Source organism: Pseudomonas sp. PA-5-4B (genome assembly GCF_021606215.1).
Taxonomy (GTDB): domain Bacteria; phylum Pseudomonadota; class Gammaproteobacteria; order Pseudomonadales; family Pseudomonadaceae; genus Aquipseudomonas; species Aquipseudomonas edaphica.
The window spans coordinates 85,454-102,609 of record NZ_WKDB01000005.1 but is presented as its reverse complement, the minus strand read 5'-3'; the positions used below and the strand labels follow the sequence as shown (position 1 = coordinate 102,609).

At 60.1% G+C, this 17,156-nt stretch carries 19 protein-coding genes; 12 read left to right on the top strand and 7 right to left on the bottom strand.

Features of this window, described 5'->3' with window-relative positions; translation table 11 throughout:
* Positions 1-127: 127 nt before the first annotated feature.
* Positions 128-718 carry a cysteine hydrolase family protein gene (locus tag GIW28_RS04540; protein ID WP_017137831.1) on the bottom strand — a complete coding sequence of 197 codons (591 nt, stop codon included), beginning with the start codon at positions 716-718 and terminating at the stop codon, positions 128-130.
* Between the two features lie 239 nt (positions 719-957).
* On the opposite strand from GIW28_RS04540, the gene prmB reads away from it, so the two are divergent.
* Positions 958-1,866: a 50S ribosomal protein L3 N(5)-glutamine methyltransferase gene (prmB, locus tag GIW28_RS04535; protein WP_058420625.1), complete on the top strand. Its 909-nt coding sequence runs from the start codon at positions 958-960 to the stop codon at positions 1,864-1,866.
* Between the two features lie 77 nt (positions 1,867-1,943).
* Here prmB and GIW28_RS04530 read toward each other — a convergent pair whose 3' ends face one another.
* Together GIW28_RS04530 and GIW28_RS04525 are read right to left on the bottom strand one after the other, a co-directional pair.
* Positions 1,944-2,750: a hypothetical protein gene (locus GIW28_RS04530; protein WP_099548920.1), complete on the bottom strand. Its 807-nt coding sequence runs from the start codon at positions 2,748-2,750 to the stop codon at positions 1,944-1,946.
* Between the two features lie 99 nt (positions 2,751-2,849).
* Complete coding sequence (locus tag GIW28_RS04525; RefSeq protein ID WP_236446093.1) at positions 2,850-3,812, bottom strand: alpha/beta hydrolase; 963 nt, start codon at positions 3,810-3,812, stop codon at positions 2,850-2,852.
* A gap of 143 nt (positions 3,813-3,955) precedes the next feature.
* Between GIW28_RS04525 and aroC the strand changes: the two genes are divergently transcribed.
* The 4 genes from aroC to GIW28_RS04505 all read left to right on the top strand — a co-directional run bounded on the left by aroC (position 3,956) and on the right by GIW28_RS04505 (position 7,289).
* On the top strand, positions 3,956-5,047 hold the full coding sequence (gene aroC, locus GIW28_RS04520) for a chorismate synthase (protein ID WP_099548922.1): 1,092 nt from the start codon (positions 3,956-3,958) through the stop codon (positions 5,045-5,047).
* 73 nt (positions 5,048-5,120) lie between these two features.
* A complete protein-coding gene (locus tag GIW28_RS04515; protein ID WP_017137826.1) occupies positions 5,121-6,284 on the top strand; it encodes an MFS transporter in 1,164 nt (387 codons plus the stop codon).
* A complete protein-coding gene (locus tag GIW28_RS04510) occupies positions 6,281-6,811 on the top strand; it encodes an acireductone dioxygenase (RefSeq protein ID WP_099548923.1) in 531 nt (176 codons plus the stop codon). The genes GIW28_RS04515 and GIW28_RS04510 overlap by 4 nt, the downstream gene beginning before the upstream one ends.
* 208 nt (positions 6,812-7,019) lie before the next feature.
* Positions 7,020-7,289 (top strand): response regulator transcription factor, encoded by a 270-nt coding sequence (locus GIW28_RS04505; RefSeq protein ID WP_017137824.1) that lies wholly within the window; start codon positions 7,020-7,022, stop codon positions 7,287-7,289.
* Positions 7,290-7,351: 62 nt separating this feature from the next.
* On the opposite strand, the gene GIW28_RS04500 is transcribed toward GIW28_RS04505, so the two are convergent.
* On the bottom strand, positions 7,352-7,630 hold the full coding sequence (locus GIW28_RS04500; protein WP_016970113.1) for a DUF3509 domain-containing protein: 279 nt from the start codon (positions 7,628-7,630) through the stop codon (positions 7,352-7,354).
* A gap of 393 nt (positions 7,631-8,023) precedes the next feature.
* On the opposite strand from GIW28_RS04500, the gene GIW28_RS04495 reads away from it, so the two are divergent.
* The 5 genes from GIW28_RS04495 to GIW28_RS04475 all read left to right on the top strand — a co-directional run bounded on the left by GIW28_RS04495 (position 8,024) and on the right by GIW28_RS04475 (position 13,796).
* Positions 8,024-9,850 (top strand): long-chain-acyl-CoA synthetase, encoded by a 1,827-nt coding sequence (locus GIW28_RS04495; protein WP_099548924.1) that lies wholly within the window; start codon positions 8,024-8,026, stop codon positions 9,848-9,850.
* Positions 9,851-9,949: 99 nt separating this feature from the next.
* A complete protein-coding gene (locus tag GIW28_RS04490) occupies positions 9,950-10,465 on the top strand; it encodes an ankyrin repeat domain-containing protein (RefSeq protein WP_017137822.1) in 516 nt (171 codons plus the stop codon).
* A 41-nt stretch (positions 10,466-10,506) separates the two neighbouring features.
* Positions 10,507-11,037 carry a hypothetical protein gene (locus GIW28_RS04485; protein ID WP_017137821.1) on the top strand — a complete coding sequence of 177 codons (531 nt, stop codon included), beginning with the start codon at positions 10,507-10,509 and terminating at the stop codon, positions 11,035-11,037.
* Between the two features lie 67 nt (positions 11,038-11,104).
* Positions 11,105-11,296 carry a PLDc N-terminal domain-containing protein gene (locus GIW28_RS04480; protein WP_003172956.1) on the top strand — a complete coding sequence of 64 codons (192 nt, stop codon included), beginning with the start codon at positions 11,105-11,107 and terminating at the stop codon, positions 11,294-11,296.
* 412 nt (positions 11,297-11,708) lie between these two features.
* On the top strand, positions 11,709-13,796 hold the full coding sequence (locus GIW28_RS04475) for an LTA synthase family protein (protein ID WP_017137820.1): 2,088 nt from the start codon (positions 11,709-11,711) through the stop codon (positions 13,794-13,796).
* Positions 13,797-13,852: 56 nt separating this feature from the next.
* Here GIW28_RS04475 and GIW28_RS04470 read toward each other — a convergent pair whose 3' ends face one another.
* The gene (locus tag GIW28_RS04470; RefSeq protein ID WP_015885095.1) at positions 13,853-14,005 is read right to left on the bottom strand and encodes a DUF3309 family protein; all 153 of its coding nucleotides are present in this window, start codon (positions 14,003-14,005) and stop codon (positions 13,853-13,855) included.
* Positions 14,006-14,334: 329 nt separating this feature from the next.
* Between GIW28_RS04470 and GIW28_RS04465 the strand changes: the two genes are divergently transcribed.
* Entirely contained in the window at positions 14,335-15,150 is an 816-nt protein-coding gene (locus GIW28_RS04465; RefSeq protein WP_017137819.1) for an SDR family oxidoreductase, read from the top strand.
* 249 nt (positions 15,151-15,399) lie between these two features.
* Complete coding sequence (gene csrA / locus GIW28_RS04460) at positions 15,400-15,597, top strand: carbon storage regulator CsrA (protein WP_017137818.1); 198 nt, start codon at positions 15,400-15,402, stop codon at positions 15,595-15,597.
* A 7-nt stretch (positions 15,598-15,604) separates the two neighbouring features.
* On the opposite strand, the gene GIW28_RS04455 is transcribed toward csrA, so the two are convergent.
* Entirely contained in the window at positions 15,605-15,832 is a 228-nt protein-coding gene (locus GIW28_RS04455) for a YheU family protein (protein WP_003192759.1), read from the bottom strand.
* 90 nt (positions 15,833-15,922) lie between these two features.
* Positions 15,923-17,107: an osmoprotectant NAGGN system M42 family peptidase gene (locus GIW28_RS04450; RefSeq protein WP_017137817.1), complete on the bottom strand. Its 1,185-nt coding sequence runs from the start codon at positions 17,105-17,107 to the stop codon at positions 15,923-15,925.
* Positions 17,108-17,156 lie beyond the last annotated feature (49 nt).

Here is a 17,156-nt window from a genome sequence, read left to right as displayed (position 1 = left end):
TCCTCCAGGGTATCGGCCCTTCGACCGGAAGATACACAGGTTGTTCCGACAGCAGCGGTAAATGCGCCAAATGAGAGGGCTTTGCGGATGAGCGGGGCAATAAATACGCCGCTCATCTCAAGGGCGATCAGATCAGATCTTTGGTCAACGCGAGGGTGGCGAAGTTGTCGGCCATGATGGCCATTTCAGTTTGCTGTACGTGCTCGGCGCTCAGGATGCCACCTTTGTAAGGCAGGTCACGGGTGGCGCAGGCGTCTTCCACCAGGGTGCAGCGAAAGCCCAGGTTCTTGGCGGCGCGCACGCTGGTGCTGACACTGGAGTGGCTCATGAAACCGCAGACGATCAAGTCCAGGGAGCCGAGGTCTTGCAGGTGTTTCTCCAGGCCGGTGCCATGGAACGCGCTGGGCAGCAGTTTGCCGATGATGGTTTCATCGCCTTGGGGTTCCAGGCCAGGAATGAACTCGCCGCGCTCGCCCTGCGGGTCGAACAGGCCACCGACGGTGCCAAGGTGACGTACATGCACGATCGGGCGCCCGGCATTACGCGCGGCTGTCACAAGCTGCTTGATGTTGTCGACCGCCGCGTCCATGCCGGACAGGGCGAGTGGGCCGCTGAGGTATTCCTTCTGGGCGTCGATGATCACGAGGGTCGCATGGTTCAGGTTGGCTGCTGCGTAACCGCGACCGCTGAGTTGAAACATCGTCTTTGGAACGGACATTCTGGGGCTCCTGTGAGGGGGGCTTTTGTCACATTGTCCACTGGCTGAGCGGTTCTGTGAATCGCTACCATCGTAAGGTACGCCGTTGTTGACGTGCAGCCATGTCAAGAGGTGGGCTTGATCAGCGCAATGATGGCAATTTGAATGATTTCCGACAGATGGTGAAGGGTTTTCGTACATCGTCGGTACAGGCGAAGGCTGTTAGAATCGCCAGTCGTTTTTTCCAGGAGCTTGCCCCCGTGATTACCTCCCGCCTGCGCACGTTGCGCGACCACATCCGTTGGGCTGTCAGCCGTTTCCATGGGGAAGACCTGTTTTTCGGGCATGGCACCGACAATGCCTGGGACGAAGCCCGGCAATTGGTGCTCGGCGCCTTGCACCTGCCTTGGGAAATTGCCGACAGCTACCTGGACTGCAACCTCGAAGAAGAGGAAGTCGCCCATGTGCAGCGCTTGCTGCACAAGCGTATCCACGAGCGTGTCCCTACCGCCTACCTGTTGAAGGAAGCCTGGTTCTGCGGCATGTCGTTTATTGTCGATGAGCGCGTGTTGATCCCGCGTTCACCGATTGGCGAGTTGATCGAAAACCGCTTTGAGCCATGGCTGGCCCAGCCGCCGGCGCGCATCCTCGACCTGTGCACCGGCTCCGGTTGCATCGGCATCGCCTGTGCCTACGAGTTCCAGGACGCCGAAGTGGTGCTGGGCGACTTGTCCTTCGAAGCCTTGGAAGTGGCTAACCAGAACATTGAGCGTCATGGTGTCGATGAACGCGTCTACACCGTGCAGGGCGACGGCTTCGATGGCCTGCCGGGCCAGCGTTTTGACTTGATCGTGTCCAACCCGCCGTACGTGGATGCCGAAGACTTCGCCGACATGCCGGATGAGTACCAGCACGAGCCGGAACTGGGCCTGGCCTGCGGCGACGATGGTCTGAACCTGGTGCGACGCATGCTGGCCGAGGCCGCCGACCACCTGACCGAGAAGGGCTTGCTGATTGTTGAAGTCGGCAACAGCCAAGTGCACGTCGAAGCGCTGTACCCGGAAGTCGACTTTGCCTGGCTGGACTTCCAGCGCGGCGGGCACGGTGTGTTCATGCTGACGGCTGAGCAGTGCCGGGCGCATCAGGCGGTGTTTGCGGCGCGGGTTTAACTTCATTCCGCAATAGGAACGCGATCAGTGTGGGAGCCGACAAGCCAGCTCCCACATTTGGAATGCATTCCAACCTTTCAGCGGTGTGTGGCAATCCAGATCAACAGCCCCGCCTGAAACACCGTAAACGCCACCAGGCACGTAATGGTAAAGCGCAGCCCACTGTCCTCGCGCTTGAACTTGGTGACCTTTTCTTCTTCCTTGCGCAGCTTCACTTCATGCTCGGCCAGGTTCTGCTCGGCCTGCTGCAGCATTTGCGCAGCTTCGAGGATCTCCACGTACTGCACCTTCTCGGTGTTCCAGCTGTCCAGCACTTCGCTGACTTTGCCGGGTTGCACGGTTCCTTTGAGGTGCTGCACATCGGCGTAGGCCACATCAAAACCCTGGATGCGCAGGAAATGATCGCGACGCAGGCGCGTGGCTTCGTTGAGTGCATCCTTGTTGGCGAGGTCCACGCCGTCTACGCGGTAATGTGACCACTTCTTTTTCGCCCACGCGGCGGCCTGTGCCACCAGAAAGCGTCCCAGGCCACGGTTGGCCGGTTCAATTTCCAGGCTGTTACCCGGGCCGAAGTGCACACGGTGCGTCTCGTGATCGACCCAGATATCCAGGTGGTTCTGCTCGCGGCGCACACGTTGGCCGGGCAACTGGATCACCATGCGTAACAGGCTGTGTTTCTTGTCATGGCGTTCGGTATAGCCAAACTGTACGAACCGCAGCGGCCGTGCGCCGGTGGCACGATCAGTGGCCAGGGGCGCCAGGCGCAGCATCTTGAAGTGTTCGGCCTGAACGTCCGCCCACGGCAGGGCCGCGGCCTCGACAGCCTCGGGTTTTTCGGCCGGGGTGTCGGCGGTAGATTCGGGTGTTGCTTCGGTGGTAGTCATGCGGCGCGATCCTGTCCAAGCCCGGCGAGCCGACAGTCTTTTTACTGTCGACTCTGGGCTTATCGGCCGTTTTATTCAGGACTGGAGGCAAATAATCGCTTAACGGGGTTGAAGTCCGTCGATAAAGCGCACGATGCGTTGGCCCAGCTCGGCGGCGAGGGGCAGTTTGGGGTCGTTGTACGACTCAAGCTGTTCCTTTACATCCTTGGGCACGATGCGCATCACGTGGTTCATGCCTTGAATCACGCTCAGTTTCGCGTCGGGCTTGGCCGCTTGCAACTGCTGGGCATCCGCCACGCCGACCTGGATATCGTTGGTGCCCTGGATGATCAGAGCCGGCATGTTCAGTTTGGCGAAGGCGGCCGACGGGTCGGCACGAAACAGGCTGATCAGGTACGGCTGCACACTGGGGCGGAAAATGCCTTCCAGCGGGCGCGGTACATCGGCATCCACTTGGCCGGCCTTAAGGTGGTCGAGAATTTCATTGCTGCGCAGCAACAGGGCAGGGGGCAGATGATCGGCCAGTTGCTGGCGGATCACCTGGTCCACCGGCCGGGCGCTGCCGGACAGCGAAATAACCCCGGCCGGGTCGAGTTGCGGCGCGGCGAGGGTGGCGACCAGCGCACCTTCGCTATGGCCCAGCACGATCAACTGGCCCATGCGGCTGTCGGCCTTGAGCAGCTTGCCCCAGGCCACCGCATCGGCCACATAGGCGTCCAGGGTGAGGTTGCGTTCGTCGGGGGTGGCGGCCAGGCTCGCGGCCACGCCGCGTTTGTCGTAGCGCACGCTGGCGATGTTATTGCGCGCCAGCACCCAGGCCAGGCGCTTGAGGCTGTCGTTGCGCGCACCATCGGCGCTGTTGCCGTTGCGGTCGGTGGGGCCGGAGCCGGCGATGATCAGCACCACGGGCACCGGCTTGTCGGATTTTGGCAGCAGCAGCGAACCAAACAGCTCGCCGCTGCCGGTGTCCAGGCTGATCGGCCGTTGCAGCACGACGGGGGAGGCGGCGAAGCCAAGGCTGGAAAACAGGGTAAGGGTCAAAAGCAAAACTCGCAGCATCATCACGCCATCATCAGGAAGGTGCCGGTTGGACCAACGTCTACCGGTAAGGTTTCGAGGATGAACTACTCGGTTAGCCTGCGTATACTGGCTGCCTTAAGTTATTACGGTTGAGTTGATTCAACTGATTTCACGGAGCGCCCTGCATGTCCGGCAATACCTTCGGCAAGCTGTTCACTGTCACCACCGCGGGCGAAAGCCATGGCCCGGCGTTGGTCGCCATTGTCGACGGCTGCCCGCCAGGCCTCGAGTTGTCTCTGGAAGACCTGCAGCGTGACCTCGACCGCCGCAAGCCCGGCACCAGCCGCCATACTACCCAGCGCCAGGAGCCCGACGAAGTCGAGATTCTTTCCGGCGTGTTCGAAGGTCGCACCACCGGCTGCGCCATTGGCCTGTTGATCCGCAACACCGACCAGAAGTCCAAGGACTACTCGGCGATCAAGGACCTGTTCCGCCCGGCCCACGCCGACTACACCTACCACCACAAATACGGTGAGCGCGACTACCGTGGTGGTGGCCGCAGCTCGGCGCGTGAAACCGCCATGCGCGTGGCCGCCGGTGCCATCGCCAAGAAATACCTGGCCACCCAGGGCATCGTGATCCGTGGCTACATGAGCCAATTGGGCCCGATTGAGATCCCGTTCAAGACCTGGGACAGCGTCGACGACAACGCCTTCTTCAGCCCCGACCCGGACAAGGTGCCGGAACTGGAAGCCTATATGGACCAGTTGCGCCGCGATCAGGATTCGGTGGGTGCCAGGATTACCGTGGTCGCCGAAGGCGTCAAACCGGGCCTGGGCGAGCCGATCTTCGACCGCCTCGACGCCGAGCTGGCCCACGCGCTGATGAGCATCAATGCGGTCAAGGGCGTGGAGATCGGCGCCGGTTTTGCCTGTGTCGCCCAGCGCGGCACCGAGCATCGCGATGAAATGACGCCGCAAGGTTTCCTCAGCAATAACGCGGGCGGCATCCTCGGCGGTATTTCCTCCGGCCAGCCGATTGTTGCGCACCTGGCGCTCAAGGCCACGTCGAGCATCACCACGCCGGGCCGTTCGATCGATGTGCATGGCAACCCGGTGGACGTGATCACCAAGGGCCGCCACGACCCGTGCGTGGGCATCCGCGCCACGCCGATTGCCGAGGCGATGATGGCCATCGTGTTGATGGACCACCTGCTGCGCAACCGTGGGCAAAACGCCGATGTGCAGGTGAGTACGCCGGTGTTGGGCCAGCTGTGACGGTGTGTGGCGAGCGAGCTTGCTGTGGCGAGGGAGCTTGCTCCCGCTGGGCTGCGCAGCAGCCCCCCACAATATGACGCAAAGCCTCCCATACTGGCGCCTCTCCAGCTTCTACCTCTTCTACTTCGCCCTGCTCGGGGCGACGGCGCCGTTCCTGGCGCTGTACTTCGACCACCTGGGGTTCTCCAGCGCGCGTATCGGCGAGCTGGTGGCCATCCCCATGCTGATGCGCTGCGTGGCGCCCAACCTGTGGGGCTGGCTCGGCGACTACACCGGCCGGCGCCTGGCCATCGTGCGTTTTGGCGCGGTGTGTACCCTGGCGAGTTTCTCGCTGATCTTCTTCAGCAAAACCTACGCCTGGCTGGCCCTGGTGATGGCACTGCATGCGTTCTTCTGGCACGCGGTGTTGCCGCAGTTTGAAGTGATCACGCTTGCGCACCTGCAAAAGCAAACCGCGCGCTACAGCCAGATCCGCCTGTGGGGCTCCATCGGTTTTATCCTCACCGTGGTGATCATGGGCCGCCTGTTCGACGGGCTGAGCCTGGACATTTACCCGGTGGTGGTCGTGGTGATCATGGCCGGCATTATTGGCGCCAGCCTGTGGGTGCCGAACGCGCAGCCCGCCGTCCAGGGCAATCGCCTGGCCGGTGACGGTTTCCTCAAGCAATTGCGCAGCCCCGGCGTACTGGCGTTTTATGCCTGCGTGGCCTTGATGCAAATGAGCCATGGCCCGTATTACACCTTCCTGACCCTGCACCTTGAACATTTGGGTTATAGCCGTGGCGTGATCGGCATGCTGTGGGCGCTGGGTGTGGTCGCGGAGGTGCTGATGTTCCTGGCCATGAGCCGGATCCTGACGCGTTTTTCGGTGCGGCGGGTGCTGTTGGCCAGTTTCGTGTTGGCGGCTATCCGCTGGTTGCTGCTGGGGTCATTCGCTGAAATCTTCTGGGTATTGCTGCTGGCGCAAGTGCTGCACGCCGCCACGTTCGCCAGCTTTCATGCGGCCGCCATCGCCTTTGTACAACGCAGTTTCGGCGCCAGACAACAAGGCCAGGGCCAGGCGCTGTATGCCGCGCTGGCCGGCACCGGGGGCGCGTTGGGCGCCCTCTACGCCGGCTACAGCTGGAACCTGTTGGGCCCGACCCTGACCTTCAGCATCGCCAGCGTCGCCGCCCTGGCCGCCGCCATTATCATTGGCCTTCGATTGCAAGAACCGACTACAGGAACCGAGCAATGAGTTATGTCGCTGTTTACGCTGCCACCACACCGGATACCCCGAACAAGGTCCTGACCCATTTCGACGATATCGTCTCGACGCTGGCCGACCACGGTGTGCGTTTTGCGCGCTGGCAGCCGGCGCCGATTGAGAAGGGCGCCAGCGACGCAGACATGATCGCCGCGTACCAGCCGCAGATCGACGCCCTTGGCTACGCCGCCGTGCAGGTGCTTAGGGCGGCGGGCGATCTGGCACAGAACATTGAACTGCGTGCGCAATTCCTCAGTGAACGCCGCTACAGCGAAGACGAAGTGCGTTTCTTCGTCGCAGGCCAGGGTCTGTTCAACGTGCACGTGGGCGACTATGTGTATGCCGTACGTTGTGAGAAAAATGACCTGCTGGTGATTCCGGCCGGCGTGCCGCATTGGTTCGACATGGGCGAGAACCCGCACTTTGTCACCTTGCGTTTGTTCAACACAGCTAAAGGCTGTGAGCCTCAACTCACCGGCGATGCTATTGCCGATGGCTTCCCGGGCTTGGACGACTAAGCACAGATATTTAAATGTTCAACCCAGGCAAGTTGGAAGTTGTTGTGGGAATAAGCCTGATTATCTGTAAGGCGTAGCTGTTTCTGCTGCGCCCTGTGCTTTCAATCCATTCGTTATGTAACTCTCTGCAGACTCGATGTTTATATCACCTGTCAATAGCAGGAATCCGAAAGGTGATAGGGCATCCACTACATAAGGAGAGAGCACAATGAGTGGCCCAGAACAGTCGTGTCGCACGCCGGTGGACGCGCCGATGACCGTTAGAAGACGTCTGAGCCTGGGCGGCAAGCCCCTCACCCCGACAGAGCTGGAAATTTTGCGCTGGGCCTCGGAAGGCAAGACCGTCTGGGAAATCAGTCAGATCCGGGCAACCTCTGAAGCCACGGTGAAATTCCATCTGCGCAATATCTACGGCAAGCTGGAAGTCACCAACCGCGTACAGGCGATGAATGAGGCCAGCCGACAAGGCTTGTGCTGAAGCCACACAAAAAAGGGCCGCGACGCCTGTAAGCGTCGCGGCCCTTTTTGGTTATCGGTGGTTTATGCCGAGTGGTAGGTCGGCAGGGCAAAGCGGTTCTGGCTTTGCAGCATCGAAATCTGTGGCAGCTCACTGGCTTGTTCGGCCAGGTCGCGGCGGATCGCGCTGATCACCCAGGTCAGTTGGTCAGCGGTGTGCAGCTGTTGATACGAGATCGAACGCTTGACCTGTTTGCCTTCGCTGTTGCGCAGGGTCAGCAGGATACCGCCGTCTGGACGTGGCTGAGTGGTGACGTCGTATTGGGAGAATACAGAAGCGAATTTATCTTGGATCAGGCTCATGTCTATCAGCTCCGTTGGCTCAAGTTGGCAAGCATGGAGAGATAGGTGCAGTGATTGTGCCAGTATTGGATATCTGAAAAAGTCGTTATAAATCAATTAGTTAAAAATTTTACAGATTTTCGGTTTCGTGCAATTTGCATGAATGGCCATCGTGCATCCTGCATTTTGCGTTATTCGCGCCAGCTGTTTCAGGTCAGCCTCGAAGATAAAGACCGCCTCGGTTGGGCAAAATTCCTTTTCGGTGGAAGCCGACTCGGGATACAAAACTTTTCAAATCCCGCATGTACAGTCAAAGAATGGCAGGCGTATTTTCCCGCATGGCATTCGGCATCTGCCTACAGGGCTGCCGCTATGTCTGGATCATACGAAGAATAAGAAAAAGGACGTTCCGCCATGAGCCATCAGCAAGACGACATGATCACGTGGGGCAAGCTCTTACGTAAGGTGCCTGCGATTGTTCGAGCTTTGCCACGCGTAGTGCGTGGCATGCGCGCCGCGAATGTCACCGACCCCGCGCAGCCTTGCGGCCTCGGTTGGCACTTTGAACAGGCTGCGTTGCGCAACCCCGACGGCGCGGCGTTGTTGTACGGCGACAGCGTGCTCAGCTACCGCGAAGCCAACCAGCGCGCCAATCGCATGGCTCATTACCTTCAAGCGCAGGGCATCGGCAAGGGTGATGTGGTCGCGCTGTTTATTGAAAATCGCCCGGAACTGCTCCTCAGCGTACTGGCCGTGGCCAAGCTGGGCGGTATCTGCGCCATGCTCAACACCGCGCAAACCCAGGCGGCGCTGGTGCACAGCCTGAACCTGGTGAACCCGGCGGCGATCGTGGCAGGTGCAGAATTGGTAGACGCCTATGCGGCGGTGCGCGAGCAAGTGTCGATTGCGGCCGAACGCAGCTGGTTTGTGGCGGATCAGTCCTCAAACGCGGTGCCGCAGGGCTACACCGACCTGATGGCCGCCAGCGCTGACAGCCCGGTGGACAACCCTGCCAGCAGCGGACAAATCTTCTTCAACGACCCCTGCTTCTATATCTACACCTCCGGCACTACCGGTTTGCCCAAGGCCGGCATCATGAAGCACGGGCGCTGGACCAAGACGGCGGTGAGTTTCGGCAGCATCGCCCTCGACATGGGGCCGCACGACGTTCTGTATTGCACTTTGCCGCTGTACCACGCCACGGGCCTGTGCGTGTGCTGGGGTTCGGCGATTATCGGCGCATCGGGTTTCGCCATCCGGCGTAAATTCAGCGCCAGCCAGTTCTGGGACGATGCGCGCAAATTCAACGCAACCACCCTGGGGTATGTCGGTGAACTGTGCCGCTACCTGCTGGACCAGCCGCCCAGTGCGCAGGATCGCGACAATAAAGTCACCAAGATGGTCGGCAATGGCTTGCGTCCCGGTGTCTGGGCGCAGTTCAAGCAGCGTTATGGCGTCGAGCACATCTGCGAGCTGTATGCCGCCAGCGACGGCAACATCGGTTTTACCAATGTGCTGAATTTCGATAACACCATCGGCTTTTGCCTGCAGCATTGGGCGCTGGTGGAGTACTCCCACGAAACCGGTGAGCCGCTGCGTGGCAGCGATGGTTTCCTGCGTAAGGTGCAAACTGGCGGGCAGGGCTTGCTGCTGGCCAGGATCGATGAAAAGTCGCCGTTCGACGGCTACACCGACCCGGAAAAGAACCGCAAGGTGGTGCTCACGGACGTGTTCGAGAAGGGTGACCGCTACTTCAATACTGGCGACTTGCTACGCAGTATTGGCTTTGGCCATGCGCAATTTGTCGACCGACTGGGCGATACGTACCGTTGGAAGGGCGAAAACGTCTCCACCACCGAAGTGGAAAACGTGTTGCTGCAGCACCCGCAGATCGCCGAAGTGGTGGCCTATGGCGTCGAGATCGAGAACACCAATGGCCGCGCAGGCATGGTCGCCATCACGCCAAGCGAGTCCTTGGCGGCCCTGGACATGCGTGAGCTGTTGCAGTTTGCCCACGGCCAGTTGCCGCACTATGCGGTGCCGTTGTTTTTGCGCATCAAGGTCAAGATGGAAACCACTGGCACCTTCAAATACCAGAAGGTCAAGCTCAAGGAGGAAGCCTTCGACCCGGACAAGGCCGGTAACGACCCGGTGTACGCGTGGCTGCCCGGCTCCGACAGTTATGTACCGGTCACCGGGCTATTACTGGCGCAGATCCAGGGCGGGCAGTTCCGTTATTGATTCTGGCTATGAATGCTTTTGACAAAAAAGCCATGACAGCGGGGAACTCCCTCGCGACACTGAGCGCCTTATACACATTCGCAGACAAGGAGCCCCCGCATGTCAGACCAGCCCAAACAAATGACCGACGATGAAGCCGCCGAATTCGCCGAGCAGGTTTTTGATGTGGCCCGCAAAGGCGATGCAGCGATGCTGGCTGCGCTGCTGGCCAAAGGCTTGCCGGCCAATTTTCGTAATCACAACGGCGACACCTTATTGATGCTCGCTGCCTACCACGGCCATGTCGAAGCGGTAAAAGTGTTGCTCGAGTTCAAAGCCGACCCACTGATTGCCAACGACAAAAATCAGCTGCCGATCGCCGGTGCAGCGTTCAAAGGCAACCTGCCGGTGGTGAAGGCGTTGATCGACGGCGGCGCGCCGGTGGATGCAACCTCCCCGGACGGGCGCACAGCGCTGATGCTGGCCGCTATGTTCAACCGCGTTGAAATGGTCGACTACCTGCTCGGCCAGGGCGCCAACCCCAAGGCCGTCGATGCCCAGGGCGCGACCGCGCTGGCTGCCGCGCAAACCATGGGCGCGGCGGATACGGCGGCACGGTTGCAGAAACTGGTGTAGGCTACGCGCCCTCAAAAACCAGCCCGCCACAGGACCTTCCCATGCAAACCGCCCTCGTCGAACTTATCAGCAAAATCAGCGCCGGCGTCATGGGCGAGGACGAGGTGGCGCGCATCGCCACAGAAGCCGCCCAAGCCTACGCGGACCCGGTGGCGTTTCTGGCGGCGAACCCGGATATCAACTACGACGACACGTTCCCTATCCCTCTGGGTGAGTGGGTAGTGGTTGGCAGCCTGCCGGACACGGTGCTGTTCCAGGCCGACACCTATGGCGATCTGTTCGCGCAGATCGTCGCCTCGTTCGGCCCGGGCGTGGCGTTCAACCTCAAGCCCAAGCAGTTGGCCAAGACCGAAGACCTCACCGCGCTGAACCGCATCCAGATCCAGATGAGCGCGTTGAGCCCCGAAGATGGCGGCTATGTGTTGCTTAACTTCAGCCAATTGCTCGATGACGAGATCCAGGCGGTGCTGGTGTACGGCAATGACCTGCCGCGCGTGTTGCAACTGTGCGCCGAAGTGGGGATCAAGGCCGAGCCGTCACTGGAAGCCTTGAAAGTCGCTGTGCACGTCTGAAATAAAACGGAACCCAGGCAAACGCTGACTATCCTACAAGTGCATGCCCTCACTTAGGAGCGACACCATGGGTTCCACTTTCAACGGTCTTATCGGCCTGATCATCCTGGCGCTGGATATCTGGGCGATCATCAACGTGTTCAAAAGTGGCGCCAGCACCGGCGCCAAAGTGCTGTGGATCCTGCTGATCCTGTTGCTGCCGGTACTGGGCCTGATTATCTGGGCGATTGCCGGGCCGCGCGGTAACGTGCGGATCTGATCGTTCGCCCACTCCATCTAGAGTGGGCACAGTCAATGTGGGAGCGGGCTTGCCCGCGATAGCGGTGTATCAGTATCAGATGTTTTGACTGACACACTGCAATCGCGGGCAAACCCGCTCCCACAGTGGTTTCCAGCGTACTCAGGATTTTGTGTGTCGAAACTATTCGCTGCACACAATTTTCACATCTTTTTCAAGACAATTCGGCGGTTTTACGGCTCTCCCAAGGCTCTAACTCAAGTGCCATTAAAGGCCGGGCCACGGCGCACGTTCAGTAATTAATAGCGTTGATGCCATTGATCGGGCACCATTTGCGCCACCGCGTTAACCGCCTACCCCAGCCAGCCTGGGCGAGGGACGGACGCCACTGCATAATTTCGAAACTTAAACTTCCAATGGGTCCTAGAACGACATGGCAAACCCGGACGCCCTGAGTCAGCAGCGAGCTTCTAATCGCTTGCTGCAACCGACCGTCAAATCCCATCTGGCATACACGCTGCTTTGCGCGCTGGTCATGATGGTGATGTTCTCCCTGCTGCGCCTGGCGCTGCTGGTCTACAACCGCGAGATGATCCTCGACACGCCGGCCTCGACCTTCCTCGAAGCCTTCGTCAACGGCACGCGCTTCGACATCCGCTTTGTGATGTACGCGCTGGTCCCGCTGCTGCTGGCGCTGTTCAGCGTACGGGCCATGGCGGCGCGCGGGTTCTTCCGTTTTTGGCTGACCATCGCGTCCAGCATTGCCCTGTTCCTGGGCTTGATGGAGATGGACTTCTACCGCGAGTTTCACCAGCGCCTCAACGGCCTGGTCTTCCAATACGTGAAGGAAGACCCGAAAACCGTGATGAGCATGCTCTGGTACGGTTTCCCGGTGGTGCGCTACCTGCTGGCCTGGGCCGTAGGCACGCTGATCCTGAGCATCGCCTTCAAGGGCGCCGACCGTGCGACACGCCCACGTGGTCCGTTCAGCGGCGGCACCGTCGGCACTCGCCAGGTTGCTCCGTGGTACAGCCGCATTGCGGTGTTCGTGGTGTGCCTGCTGATCGCCGTGGTCGCCATTCGTGGCACCCTGCGCCAAGGCCCGCCGCTGCGCTGGGGTGATGTCTACACCACCGACTCGAACTTCGCCAACCAGTTGGGCTTGAACGGCACCCTGTCGTTGATCGCCGCAGCCAAGTCGCGCTTCTCCGAAGAGCGCTCGAATATCTGGAAAGCCACGCTGGACCAGCCGCAGGCTACCCAGACCGTGCGTGACATGCTGGTGTTGCCGCAAGAGAAACTGGTGGATACCGACACCGCCGCCGTGCGCCGTGACTACACGCCACCGGCCGAGAAAACCCTGCCGATCAAGAACGTCGTGGTGATCCTGATGGAAAGCTTCGCCGGTCACTCGGTCGGCGCACTGGGCCGCCCAGGCAACATCACGCCGTACTTCGACAAACTGTCCAAGGAAGGCCTGTTGTTCGACCGTTTCTTCTCCAACGGCACCCACACCCACCAGGGCATGTTCGCCACCATGGCGTGTTTCCCGAACCTGCCGGGTTTCGAATACCTGATGCAGACCCCGGAAGGCAGCCACAAACTGTCGGGCCTGCCGCAGTTGCTCAGCGCGCGCAAGTTTGACGACGTGTATGTCTACAACGGCGATTTCGCCTGGGACAACCAGTCGGGCTTCTTCAGCAACCAGGGCATGACCAACTTCATCGGGCGCAACGACTTCGTTAACCCGGTGTTCTCCGACCCGACGTGGGGCGTGTCCGACCAGGACATGTTCAACCGTGGCCTGGAAGAGCTGAAGGCCCGCGAAGGCGGCAAGCCGTTCTACGCCCTGCTGCAAACCCTGTCCAACCACACGCCGTATGCGTTGCCGACGCCCTTGCCGGTCGAGAAAGTCACCGACCGTGGCAGCCTCAACGAGCATTTGACGGCCATGCGTTACTCCGACTGGGCCTTGGGCCAATTCTTTGAAAAGGCGCGTAAAGAGCCGTACTTCAAGGAAACCCTGTTCGTGATCGTGGGTGACCACGGTTTTGGTAATGAACAGCAGATCACCGAGATGGACCTGGGCCGCTTCAACGTACCGATGCTGATGATTGCACCGGGCATGCAGGAGAAGTTCGGCGAGCGTGACCACACCGTGGGTACCCAGATCGACATCGTGCCGACCATCATGGGCCGCCTGGGTGGCGACACCTTGCACCAGTGCTGGGGCCGCGACTTGTTGAACCTGCCGGAAGGCGACAAGGGCTTTGGCGTGATCAAACCGTCGGGCAGCGACCAGACCGTCGCCCTGGTCACTGCTGACCGCATCCTGGTACTGCCTAAAGAGATGCCGCCGAAACTGTGGGAATACGAACTGGGCGCTAACCCGACCGGTAAGGTGATTCCTGAATCGCCGGACGAAGCCGCGCTGAAACAGAAACTTGAGTCGTTCCTGCAGACGGCCACCAAGAGCCTGTTGGATAACACCGCCGGTGTGATCGACGGCAAGCCGGACTAATAATCCGGGCATAAAAAAAGAGGCCTTCTAGAAGGCCTCTTTTTTTTGTCCGGATTTTATATCCGGCCGAGCAGCAACAGCACCAACAGTACCACCAGTACCACACCCAGAATACCCGACGGGCCATAGCCCCAGTTACGAGAGTGCGGGAACACCGGCAGGCCGCCGACCAGCAGCAGGATCAGAATTATGATCAGAATCAGGCTCATGTTTTTTTCCTTGTAGGCCTTCTGAAAAGACCGGTTGTTTAACGACAGGCCCGTGGGTTTATTTACGGACGCCTTAACAACTCCGACTGTGCCGTTGTGGAGAAAATTCCATAGTTTCTTAAAGCATTTCGCACACTGGTTTATTTCTTTTAATGCGTTCGCAATAATGGGCACTTAGTTGAAAAAGATTGAACTTACGCTATAAGCCGGGCTGCTACCTGGCTGGCGGTTTGCCTGAGGCATTCATCAATTGGATGGTGCGTGGGTGCAGGAAAAACCTTCGCTACACTGCCGATCACTTCTTCCGTGAACTACAAGGCTACTTACCTATGCAAAATCGCATGATGATCACTGGCGCCGGATCCGGCCTGGGTCGAGAAATCGCGCTGCGCTGGGCACGCGAGGGTTGGCAGTTGGCCTTGTCGGACGTCAGCGAGCCAGGCTTGCAGGAAACCCTGAAGCTGGTGCGCGAGGCCGGTGGCGATGGCTTTATCCAGCGCTGCGACGTGCGTGACTACAGCCAGCTCACCGCCTTTGCCCAGGCTTGCGAGGTGAAGCTGGGCGGCATTGATGTGATCGTCAATAACGCTGGCGTGGCCTCGGGTGGTTTTTTTGCCGAATTGTCCCTGGAAGATTGGGACTGGCAGATTGCGATCAACTTGATGGGCGTGGTCAAGGGCTGCAAGGCGTTCCTGCCGCTGCTGGAAAAGAGCAAAGGGCGGATTATCAACATCGCGTCCATGGCTGCGCTGATGCAGGGGCCGGCGATGAGCAACTACAACGTGGCCAAGGCTGGTGTGGTGGCGTTGTCGGAGAGTTTGCTGGTGGAACTCAAGCAGCAGGAAGTCGGTGTGCATGTGGTATGCCCGTCGTTTTTCCAGACCAACCTGCTGGATTCATTCCGTGGGCCAACGCCTGCGATGAAGGCGCAGGTCGGCAAGTTGCTGGAGAGTTCACCGATTTCGGCGGCGGATATTGCCGATTACATTTATCAGCGGGTGGCAGAAGGGGAGTTCATGATTTTGCCCCACGAGCAGGGGCGCATGGCGTGGGCGTTGAAGCAAAAGAACCCGCAGTTGCTGTATGACGAGATGACGCTGATGGCCGACAAGATGCGCGCCAAGGCCCAGGCAACCAAGGGCTGATGATGATCGTTCCCACGCTCCGCGTGGGAATGCCGCCCCGGACGCTCCGCGTCCCGCTTTTGAAGGCGTGACGCGGAGCGTCACCGGATGCGTTACCACGCGGAGCGTGGGAACGATCAGAAACTGGGGCTTGTCTGTCAGCAAAATTACCGGGCTACGTAGGCCTTTCCTGATTTTACTGCAAGCCATTGCTGCGCCAAATCCAATCGCGCATGGTCAAGGTCCTGTCACTCCAAAAGGACAACCGCCATGCTGGTCTTAAGCCGCGCTGTGGGCGAAGTCATCTCCATCGGCGATGACATCGCCCTGCACATCCTCGAACTCAACGGTACCCAAGTGAAATTCGGCATCGACGCCCCGGTGGGTGTGAATGTCCATCGGGCCGAGGTGTATCGCAAGATCCTCGAACGCCAGGCCACAGAAACCCATGCCGAACCCAACCGCTGAACCCTGCTCAGTCAAACAGATGCTTGGGCACGTCGTGCTTGAGCATCAACTGGCATTGCTCGCTCTCCGGGTCGAACACGATCAGGGCCTGGCCCTTGGTCAGCGCTTGGCGCACGCGCAGTACGCGGGTTTCCAGGGGCGTGTCGTCGCCATTGTCGGTACCGTCGCGGGTGACGAAGTCTTCGATGAGGCGGGTCAGGGTGTCGACTTCAAGTGCGTCGTAGGGAATCAGCATACAAGCCTCGGAGGTAGGAACCCGGCGATGCTACTGCGCCGGGGGCCCTTGTTACCAGCAGTTACCATCAGTTACCAGTAGTTGCCAGTGTCAGGACTTCTGTCCGACCAGGCTGTCCACCGACGGCACGCGGGTGTCGCTCTCCATTTGCGTTTCGTGCTCGATCTGATGGCTGAACCGGTCCAGCGAACCCTGGGCCGGCTGTGCGTCGCTGGCAAATACCGGCGGGCTGAGGATGTACGCGCCCAACAGGCGGCTGAGTGCGGCCAGGCTGTCAATGTGTGTGCGCTCATAGCCATGGGTCGCATCGCAGCCAAACGCCAGCAGCGCGGTGCGAATATCGTGGCCGGCGGTGACTGCCGAGTGGGCGTCGCTGAAGTAATAGCGAAACAGGTCGCGGCGCACCGGCAGTTCATTCTCCGATGCCAGGCGCAGCAAGTGACGGGACAGGTGATAGTCATACGGCCCGCCGGAATCCTGCATCGCCACACTCACCGCGTGTTCGCTGGAGTGCTGGCCGGGCGCGACCGGGGCGATGTCGATACCGACAAATTCACTGACATCCCAGGGCAGGGCGGCGGCCGCGCCACTGCCGGTTTCTTCGGTGATGGTGAACAGCGGGTGGCAGTCGATCAATAACGGTTCGCCGCTGTCGACAATCGCCTTGAGTGCGGCAAGCAGGGCGGCCACACCGGCTTTATCGTCCAGATGGCGGGCGCTGATATGCCCGCTCTCGGTGAATTCCGGCAGTGGGTCGAACGCCACGTAGTCACCGATGCTGATGCCTAACGAGTCGCAATCGGCGCGGGTGGCGCAGTAGGCGTCCAGGCGCAGTTCCACGTGGTCCCAGCTCACCGGCATTTCATCTACGGCGGTGTTGAACGCGTGCCCGGAGGCCATCAACGGCAGCACGCTGCCACGGATCACGCCGTTGTCGGTAAACAGGCTGACACGGCTGCCTTCGGCAAAACGGCTCGACCAGCAGCCCACCGGTGCGAGCGTCAAGCGGCCGTTGTCTTTGATCGCACGCACGGCGGCGCCGATGGTGTCCAAGTGCGCGGAAACAGCGCGGTCGGGGCTGTTTTTCTGGCCCTTTAGCGTGGCGCGGATGGTGCCGCGCCGGGTCATTTCAAAGGGAATGCCCAGCTCTTCCAGGCGCTCGGCGACGTAGCGCACGATGGTGTCGGTGAACCCCGTGGGGCTGGGGATGGCAAGCATTTCCAGCAGCACTTTCTGCAGGTAGTTGAGATCCGGTTCGGGGATGGTTCGGGTCATGGAAACTCCTGATGAGTTGAGGGCGATCGTTCCCACGCGCAGCAAAGGA

Coding starts and splice junctions, on each gene's coding strand:
- GIW28_RS04540 (WP_017137831.1), bottom strand. CDS start 718: ATGTCCGTTCCAAAGACGATGTTTCAACTCAGCGGTCGCGGTTACGCA.
- GIW28_RS04530 (WP_099548920.1), bottom strand. CDS start 2,750: ATGACTACCACCGAAGCAACACCCGAATCTACCGCCGACACCCCGGCC.
- GIW28_RS04525 (WP_236446093.1), bottom strand. CDS start 3,812: ATGATGCTGCGAGTTTTGCTTTTGACCCTTACCCTGTTTTCCAGCCTT.
- aroC (WP_099548922.1), top strand. CDS start 3,956: ATGTCCGGCAATACCTTCGGCAAGCTGTTCACTGTCACCACCGCGGGC.
- GIW28_RS04515 (WP_017137826.1), top strand. CDS start 5,121: ATGACGCAAAGCCTCCCATACTGGCGCCTCTCCAGCTTCTACCTCTTC.
- GIW28_RS04510 (WP_099548923.1), top strand. CDS start 6,281: ATGAGTTATGTCGCTGTTTACGCTGCCACCACACCGGATACCCCGAAC.
- GIW28_RS04505 (WP_017137824.1), top strand. CDS start 7,020: ATGAGTGGCCCAGAACAGTCGTGTCGCACGCCGGTGGACGCGCCGATG.
- GIW28_RS04500 (WP_016970113.1), bottom strand. CDS start 7,630: ATGAGCCTGATCCAAGATAAATTCGCTTCTGTATTCTCCCAATACGAC.
- GIW28_RS04495 (WP_099548924.1), top strand. CDS start 8,024: ATGAGCCATCAGCAAGACGACATGATCACGTGGGGCAAGCTCTTACGT.
- GIW28_RS04490 (WP_017137822.1), top strand. CDS start 9,950: ATGTCAGACCAGCCCAAACAAATGACCGACGATGAAGCCGCCGAATTC.
- GIW28_RS04485 (WP_017137821.1), top strand. CDS start 10,507: ATGCAAACCGCCCTCGTCGAACTTATCAGCAAAATCAGCGCCGGCGTC.
- GIW28_RS04480 (WP_003172956.1), top strand. CDS start 11,105: ATGGGTTCCACTTTCAACGGTCTTATCGGCCTGATCATCCTGGCGCTG.
- GIW28_RS04475 (WP_017137820.1), top strand. CDS start 11,709: ATGGCAAACCCGGACGCCCTGAGTCAGCAGCGAGCTTCTAATCGCTTG.
- GIW28_RS04470 (WP_015885095.1), bottom strand. CDS start 14,005: ATGAGCCTGATTCTGATCATAATTCTGATCCTGCTGCTGGTCGGCGGC.
- GIW28_RS04465 (WP_017137819.1), top strand. CDS start 14,335: ATGCAAAATCGCATGATGATCACTGGCGCCGGATCCGGCCTGGGTCGA.
- csrA (WP_017137818.1), top strand. CDS start 15,400: ATGCTGGTCTTAAGCCGCGCTGTGGGCGAAGTCATCTCCATCGGCGAT.
- GIW28_RS04455 (WP_003192759.1), bottom strand. CDS start 15,832: ATGCTGATTCCCTACGACGCACTTGAAGTCGACACCCTGACCCGCCTC.
- GIW28_RS04450 (WP_017137817.1), bottom strand. CDS start 17,107: ATGACCCGAACCATCCCCGAACCGGATCTCAACTACCTGCAGAAAGTG.